This window comes from Gemmobacter caeruleus (assembly GCF_008271655.1).
In the GTDB taxonomy this organism is placed as follows: Bacteria; Pseudomonadota; Alphaproteobacteria; order Rhodobacterales; family Rhodobacteraceae; genus Gemmobacter; species Gemmobacter caeruleus.
Map to the genome: position 1 here is coordinate 1 of NZ_VKKX01000018.1, position 6,583 is coordinate 6,583.

Annotated in this window: 9 protein-coding genes and 1 pseudogene; 3 read left to right on the top strand and 7 right to left on the bottom strand. The window is 60.1% G+C overall.

All coding sequences use genetic code 11. The annotated features are described in order from the left end of the window. Both FOA17_RS19885 and FOA17_RS06795 read left to right on the top strand, forming a co-directional pair. Positions 1-214: hypothetical protein (locus FOA17_RS19885; RefSeq protein WP_203232284.1), on the top strand; the 214-nt coding region annotated here is incomplete at its 5' end. 190 nt (positions 215-404) lie between these two features. Beyond that, entirely contained in the window at positions 405-866 is a 462-nt protein-coding gene (locus tag FOA17_RS06795; RefSeq protein ID WP_149140738.1) for an Arm DNA-binding domain-containing protein, read from the top strand. Here FOA17_RS06795 and FOA17_RS06800 read toward each other — a convergent pair. The 7 genes and pseudogenes from FOA17_RS06800 to FOA17_RS06835 form a co-directional block, all read right to left on the bottom strand. Beyond that, the gene (locus FOA17_RS06800) at positions 809-1,495 is read right to left on the bottom strand and encodes an IS6 family transposase (protein ID WP_149140739.1); all 687 of its coding nucleotides are present in this window, start codon (positions 1,493-1,495) and stop codon (positions 809-811) included. The two genes, FOA17_RS06795 and FOA17_RS06800, sit on opposite strands and share 58 nt — an antisense overlap. An 87-nt stretch (positions 1,496-1,582) precedes the next feature. Beyond that, positions 1,583-2,131: pseudogene (locus FOA17_RS06810) on the bottom strand (IS5 family transposase); the annotation flags it as partial. Positions 2,132-2,141: 10 nt separating this feature from the next. Next, the gene (locus FOA17_RS06815) at positions 2,142-2,618 is read right to left on the bottom strand and encodes a peroxiredoxin family protein (RefSeq protein ID WP_012114960.1); all 477 of its coding nucleotides are present in this window, start codon (positions 2,616-2,618) and stop codon (positions 2,142-2,144) included. A gap of 34 nt (positions 2,619-2,652) precedes the next feature. Next, a complete protein-coding gene (locus FOA17_RS06820; protein ID WP_012114959.1) occupies positions 2,653-3,459 on the bottom strand; it encodes an SDR family NAD(P)-dependent oxidoreductase in 807 nt (268 codons plus the stop codon). Beyond that, the gene (gene yghU / locus FOA17_RS06825; RefSeq protein WP_120216265.1) at positions 3,456-4,340 is read right to left on the bottom strand and encodes a glutathione-dependent disulfide-bond oxidoreductase; all 885 of its coding nucleotides are present in this window, start codon (positions 4,338-4,340) and stop codon (positions 3,456-3,458) included. The genes FOA17_RS06820 and yghU overlap by 4 nt, the downstream gene beginning before the upstream one ends. Before the next feature lie 30 nt (positions 4,341-4,370). Next, positions 4,371-5,075 carry a glutathione S-transferase family protein gene (locus FOA17_RS06830; protein ID WP_012114957.1) on the bottom strand — a complete coding sequence of 235 codons (705 nt, stop codon included), beginning with the start codon at positions 5,073-5,075 and terminating at the stop codon, positions 4,371-4,373. Beyond that, the gene (locus FOA17_RS06835; protein WP_238991756.1) at positions 5,072-6,088 is read right to left on the bottom strand and encodes a DMT family transporter; all 1,017 of its coding nucleotides are present in this window, start codon (positions 6,086-6,088) and stop codon (positions 5,072-5,074) included. Before FOA17_RS06835 ends, FOA17_RS06830 begins: the two co-directional genes overlap by 4 nt. 182 nt (positions 6,089-6,270) lie before the next feature. On the opposite strand from FOA17_RS06835, the gene FOA17_RS06840 reads away from it, so the two are divergent. Continuing rightward, positions 6,271-6,504 carry a hypothetical protein gene (locus tag FOA17_RS06840; RefSeq protein WP_149140740.1) on the top strand — a complete coding sequence of 78 codons (234 nt, stop codon included), beginning with the start codon at positions 6,271-6,273 and terminating at the stop codon, positions 6,502-6,504. The last annotated feature ends 79 nt before the right edge of the window (positions 6,505-6,583 follow it).

A 6,583-nucleotide genomic window follows, 5' to 3' on the forward strand; every position in this document is an offset into this window, starting at 1 on the left:
GCTTGATCCACCCGACTTCGGCCGTTTGCGCGACGACAGACACCGCTCGGGGCGAAAAACGCTTGCCCAGCGAGCAAAATCAGGCGATCTTGAAGTCAAGCGGCAGGCCACTTGGGGAATGTCGGTTAGGCGAGGTTCGTTGTGCGCTTCGCCTTCGAACGGAAAACGTCTCGCACCGACTTGCCGCCAACTCCAATCGCCCGAAATCGATTGAAACCCATTGAATTTTCAGGGAAAAGTGGCAGCCCGTAGGGCTTCCATTGATATGTCTGCCACCGTCTAGGGCTGTCTGAAATACCTATTGTTTCCAACTGCTTGCGGCATTGTATCGTCTGCCCCTGTCTTGTGCGGACTGCCTGCTTCTGCCATTTCATGTGGGTAGAGCATGGGTAGAGGATTTGGACATGGCAACGATTTACCGCCTGACCCCGAAAGAGATTGAAGCGCAGAAGACGCGGGCGCGACTGTCGGACGGCGGCGGGCTGTTCCTGCAAGTGACCGACTGGAAAGGCACCGTGTCGCGGTCTTGGGAATGGCGCTTCACGCTGCATGGGAAGACCCGCAGCATGGGTCTAGGGCCGTATGCCAAGCCCCGCACCAAGGAAGACGCCGACAAGCCCCCCATGATCGGGTTGACCCTGAAAGACGCCCGGTTGAAGGCCGGGGAACTGCGCTTGCTTGTCGAAGCGGGCGTTGATCCTGTCGAAGAACGCCGCGCAAAGAAGGTCGCGCCCGACGCGCCGAAGGTCGTAACGTTCGCCGACGCTTTGAACGAATACATGAAAAGCCCCTACATTCAGAAGACGCTTTATGCTGCGAGCTCAGCAAATTGTTGGAAAGCTGTAAGGCCGTTTAGGTCGAACTGACCTTTTCGGATCATATGTGCGGTCTCGATGCCGGCAATGGTTGCCGTGGCAGAATGGATAGCTTTGAAGCCGAGCATAGGCCCTGTGATGCGCTTGATGAAGCGATGGTCTTGCTCGAGGATGTTGTTGAGGTATTTCTTCTGCCTGATGGTAATCAGCTGCCCATTGCCCTGAAATTTGAGGATCACATTCACCGCCTGAAGGCCCGCAAGATTGGAGCCGCTTTTGTCAACATTGACCACGCCAGGTTGGCCGTTTGTAGCGATAGCCTGTTTGAAGAAACGCCGCGCTGCAGCGGTGTCGCGCCGCTCTGAAAGCATAAAATCAAGGGTTTTGCCGTGGCGGTTGGTTGCCCTATACAGATACGTCCACTTGCCACGAACCTTGATATAGGTCTCATCAACACGCCAAGTCCCCACCAACTTGCGCTTTCGGCGCTGCGCATTGGCTGCGATTTTGGGCGCGTATTTCACCACCCAGCGATTGAGGGTCGTGTGGTCAACTTTAACCCCACGTTCGGCAAGAATTTCCTCAAGATCGCGGTACGAGACAGCATAGCGAACGTAGGAAAAAACGGCGTGCAAAATCACCCATTTCGGATAGCGAGCGCCTTTGAAATCGACTGTCACAGAAAATGCCTCGTTACATCAGTGTCTTGTCAACCTGTCGCAAATTCAGGCACAAAGCGGAAGGCAGAAAATCAATGCAACAGAGCCCTCCCAGTCCTTTGCCAATCGGCGGTAACGGTTGAGCCAGGCGATGATGCGCTCGACGATCCATCGTCGAGGCAGGATGACGAACCTGTGCACGTCCGAGCGTTTGACGACCTCGACGTTGACCTGGGCACCGGCGGCGGCGAGGCCGTCGCGGAATTTTGGTCCCTGCTAACCGCTGTCGGCGTAGAGCTTGAGCAGAAACGGATAGAGGCCGAACAGCGCGCCCATCAGCAACACACCGCCGTCGCGATCCTGCACGTCGGCGGCATGCACGATGGCCCGCATCGACAGGCCCTGTGTGTCGACCAGGACGTGCCACTTCTTACCTTTGATCTTCTTGCCGGCGTCGTAGCCTGGCGGATCAACCGAGCGCCCCCTTTTTTCGGCGCCCTTGACGGTCTGGCTGTCAATGATCGCCGCTGTGGGACTGGCCTCCCGGCCCGCTGCCTCACGACACGCAACATAGAGCGCGTGATGGATGCGCTCCAGCGCCCCGTCCCAGTCCCATCGCCGGAAGTAATCGTTGACCGTGCTCCGCGGCGACAGATCAACCGTTTTTTTAGTTGCCTGCCAGGGACTTGAAGTGACGTACAAAATTCAGAACATCGGCGGGCATAAGGCGACCGATCGCGCGGGTCGAGTAGACAGCTGTCACGATCCGGCCCTCTGGATCGATGACGAACCCGGTCGCTTGGAGGGCTAGCGGATTCTCATTGACGAAGGCGCCGGTGGCTGCGGAAACTGCTCGTGCATCCGCGCTGTAGCCGACCGGAAACCCTAGCTTGTGCTTGTCGACGAGCGCCTCCGATTTTTCCCGATCGTCCGTCGATACTGAGACGACCCTGATCCCGTCCTCGGCGAACTTGTCCGCCGCTCGCGCAAATTCGGCGAGCTGGGCGTTGCAGTATGGACACCAGGAACCACGGTGGAACAGGATAACACCGAACCCGCCCGCCAGATCTCCGGGCAAGTGGATTTCGCCGCCGCCAGCGCGACCAAAGATGAATGAGGGAAAGACGTCGCCATTCTGCAGCATCACAATTGCACTCCTTGTTAAATTTTTTTGGCGCTCAAAGCGCCGAGTGGTCCTTCACCGCTTCTTCCAACGCCCGCTTCAACCCGAGAAAGCGTTCGTCGACTGCGGCCGGGTTTTCGCGGTTGAGCGCGATCATCTGCGCACGTGTCTCGCCGCCGCGGATTACTTCGAACGCCCGGGCTTCGATGCCGGCAACGATCGCATCGGCGACGGCGGAAGCCGGCTCGCGCGAAAAGCCTAGATCGGGTCCGGCGCGGTTCGATTTCATCATGGGCGTATCGGTGCCACCCGGATAGACGGTCATCACGTGGATGCCCTCACCCTTCAGTTCGCGCCGCAACGCCTCGCCGAAGTTGGCAAGCCCGGCTTTCACCGCGGCATAGGTCGCATAGAACGGTGCACCGACGAGCGCTATCCCGGAGGAGATGTTGACAATCACGGCATCGCCGCCTTCCCGCAGGACTGGCAGCGCCGCCCGGGTCAACATGATCGGCGCCACGAGATCGATATCGATCATCGCCTGCAGTTCGGCTTCGGGCGTGTTCTCAAGGCGTCCAGCCCGAACCCCACCTGCATTGTTGACGAGGATGTCCAGGCCGCCGAGCTTTTGCAACGCTCCTTCCAACGTTGTAGCGCGGCCCTCCGGCGTGGCAATGTCGGCGACGACGCCGTGAACCTCACTGTCCCCTGCCTTCAGCTCGGTGACAGCATCCGCGACCATTTTGGCGCGGCGGCCGGTTATAGCTACCCTCGCGCCCTTGGCCAGAAGCGCGTGGGCAAGGGCCAGTCCGATGCCGCTCGATCCGCCAGTGATCAGAATGCGTTTGCCATCAATGTTCACGAGCGTGCTCCTTCCAGCTTATCCTGTGTCCTGTTCTCGAAGTCGGACGCGTTGTGGCGTTCGTGGAGTTGGCTCGACGGCTCGCCCGAAGTCCGGTTGACCTTGCGGCCGCGCGTCACCGCCGGTCGGCCATAGATCTGTTCGGCCCAGCGATTCACGTGCGTGTATTCGTGCGTAGAGAGAAACTGCGCCGCGTCGCCATACTGCCAGCCCTTCACCAGACCGCCATACCAGGGCCAGATCGCGATATCGGCGATGGTATATTGCGAACCGGCAACATACTCGTTGTCGGCAAGACGCCGGTCGAGAACGTCGAGCTGGCGTTTCACCTCCATCGCGTACCGGTCGATGGCGTATTTGATCTTCTCCGGCGCATAGGCATAGAAATGGCCGAAGCCGCCGCCGAGGAACGGGGCCGAGCCCATCTGCCAGAACAGCCAGGATAGCGTTTCGGCGCGCATCGGCTGTTCCGTCGGCAGGAAGGCGCTGCCGAATTTTTCCGCCAGGTGCATCAGAATCGCGCCGGATTCGAAGATGCGGATCGGCGTCGGGCCGGAGCGGTCCATCAGCGCAGGGATCTTGGAGTTCGGATTGACCTCGACGAATCCGGAGCCGAACTGGTCGCCGTCGCCGATCTTGATCAGCCAGGCGTCATATTCGGCGCCCTTGTGACCGGCCTCGAGCAGTTCCTCGAACATGATAGTGACCTTCTGGCCGTTCGGCGTGCCCAGCGAATAGAGCTGGAAGGGATGCTTGCCGATGGGCAGCTCCTTATCATGGGTGGAACCGGAAATCGGGCGATTGATACTGGCGAACTGACCACCATTGCCCTTCTCCCAGGTCCAGACTTTCGGCGGCGTGTACTCTGCGGTATTCGTCATGGTCGCTCCTGTGACGTCTCAATGGCCAGCTTAGGCCGCCGGAGGATAATTCGACGGGAACAGCGCGCGCTTTGTCTCCTCGTCGTTCACTTTCTTGAAGGCGTGGTCCTTGCCGACTTCTCGCGCTCTGGAGGCGGCAGGCCGTGCATCGACAGCTTCGAATAGGCGCTTGAGGTTGGGAAAGGCCGCCAGCGGGTCTTCCGCCCCTTTGCGTACACGGGAGGCGCGATCGAGCCAGCCCCAGGCGGACATGTCGGCGATCGTGTAGCTGTCGCCTATGATCCAGTCCCTCCCCTCAAGATGATCGTTCAGGACCTGATAGTGGCGCTCGGCCTCGCGACGATAGCGGTTGGTCGCGTATTCCTGGCCCTCCGGCGCGGCGAACTGGAAATGCACGGCTTGTCCCGAAAAAGGCCCGAGACCCGTGCCAAGGAAAAGCAGCCAGGACAGCAGTTCGGGCCGATCCTCCGGCGTGCCGAGAAACTTAGCCGTTTTCTCGGCAAGGTAGATCAGGATCGCAGTGGAATCGAAAACCCGCGCTTGCCTGCCTCCCGGACCGTCCGTGTCAACAATGGCTGGTACCTTGCCGTTCGGATTGATCGCCCGGAACGCCGGAGCGTGCTGCTCGCCCTTGCTGGTGTCGACGGCCACGGTTTCATATGGAACCCCTGCCTCCTCAAGGAACAGGGCAATCTTGGCCGGGTTCGGCGTGGGATGGAAATAGAAGCGGATCATGGTGTCTCCTGCGGTTGAATTGACAGTGTTGCAGACGATGGCCGGCTGGCCGCCAGCAGGACGCCCACAACGATGACTGCTATTGCAATGCCTTCGACGAACGACGGCGTTTCGCCCAGGGCCGGGATGGCAAGCAGCGATGCCGCAGCGGGAACGAGAGCGATCATGGCCGTCGCCGCCGAGGCGCCCAACAGCGAAACCGCTCTATTGAAGGTGACGAGCGCAACCGCCCCCATCAACACACCCTGGTAAAACAACTGGAGCGCTATCTCGCTTGCGGACGCGCGGCCGAGATGGCTGAGACCGAAGAGGACATAGGCCGGCAGAAAGACCGCTGCCGACCAGATGCAGATGAGCGCCGCCGCCTGGATCGACGACAGGCCGCTACGGCGAAACAGCAATGTATAGATCGCCCACATGCCACCCGCGGCCACCAGCGCCGCAACGCCGGCTGGACTGGGCGGAGCCTGTGTCGTGACGGCTCCGATGAGGCAGACCAGTCCGGCGAGGATCGCAGCATATCCGGACCACCGGACCCACCCCTGCCGTTCCTTCAGCAAGATGAACGAGAGTATCCCTGCGACGAGAGGCATCGTCGTTGGAGCAATGGAGGCGGCCTGAGCCGCCGAAGTCAGTTTGAGCCCGAGCGCCACGAGGAGCACGAAGGGCGCGCCCCACAGCAATGCAAACAAAAACCCTTCACCCCATGCAGACATGGGAAGGCGCGAGCCGCGACGCAGGACAGCCGGGGCGAGGAGGATGGCGCCCACCCCGAAGCGAAGCGCGGTCACGTCCCAGACCTGCAATTCGCGCGTGACGCTGAACCGGGTCACCACGAACCAGCCTGAAAAGATCGCGATCGATAGAGCAGCCCAGAGCAGACCCTCAAGCCGCGTGCCCCGCCATGACGCCACGCGTTCCGCTCGTGTAACTTCAATCGCCTCCTGGGCAGCCATGATTCCAGCCTTTGGATCGTCCAAGGTTGCCGGCAGAGAAACGATGACGGCGGTCACACCTTGAGTTTTAGTTCACTTGTTCTAGAATGCATCGGCGCGGACAATATGGCAAGACGCGAAGTTGGAATTTTGCGAGAGCGCCGGATGGCAAGACCAAGAGAATTCGATGAGGAAGCCGTGCTCGACGCGGCAATGCAATGCTTCTGGCGCCATGGCTACGAGGCAACGAGGCAACGTCAGTGCGCGACCTTATCGACAAGACCCGGATCACCGGCGCGAGCCTTTACAACGCATTCGGGGATGAGCGCACGCTCTTCGCCAAATCGTTGGACCGCTATGTGGAGAACAGCGTAGCCGACCGTATCCGACGTTGCCGTGCATTACCGCCCCGCGAAGCCATCGAAGCGTTCTTTTCCGATGTCTTGAACCGACATTCCCCAAGTGGCCTGCCGCTTGACTTCAAGATCGCCTGATTTTGCTCGCTGGGCAAGCGTTTTTCGCCCCGAGCGGTGTCTGTCGTCGCGCAAACGGCCGAAGTCGGGTGGATCAAGC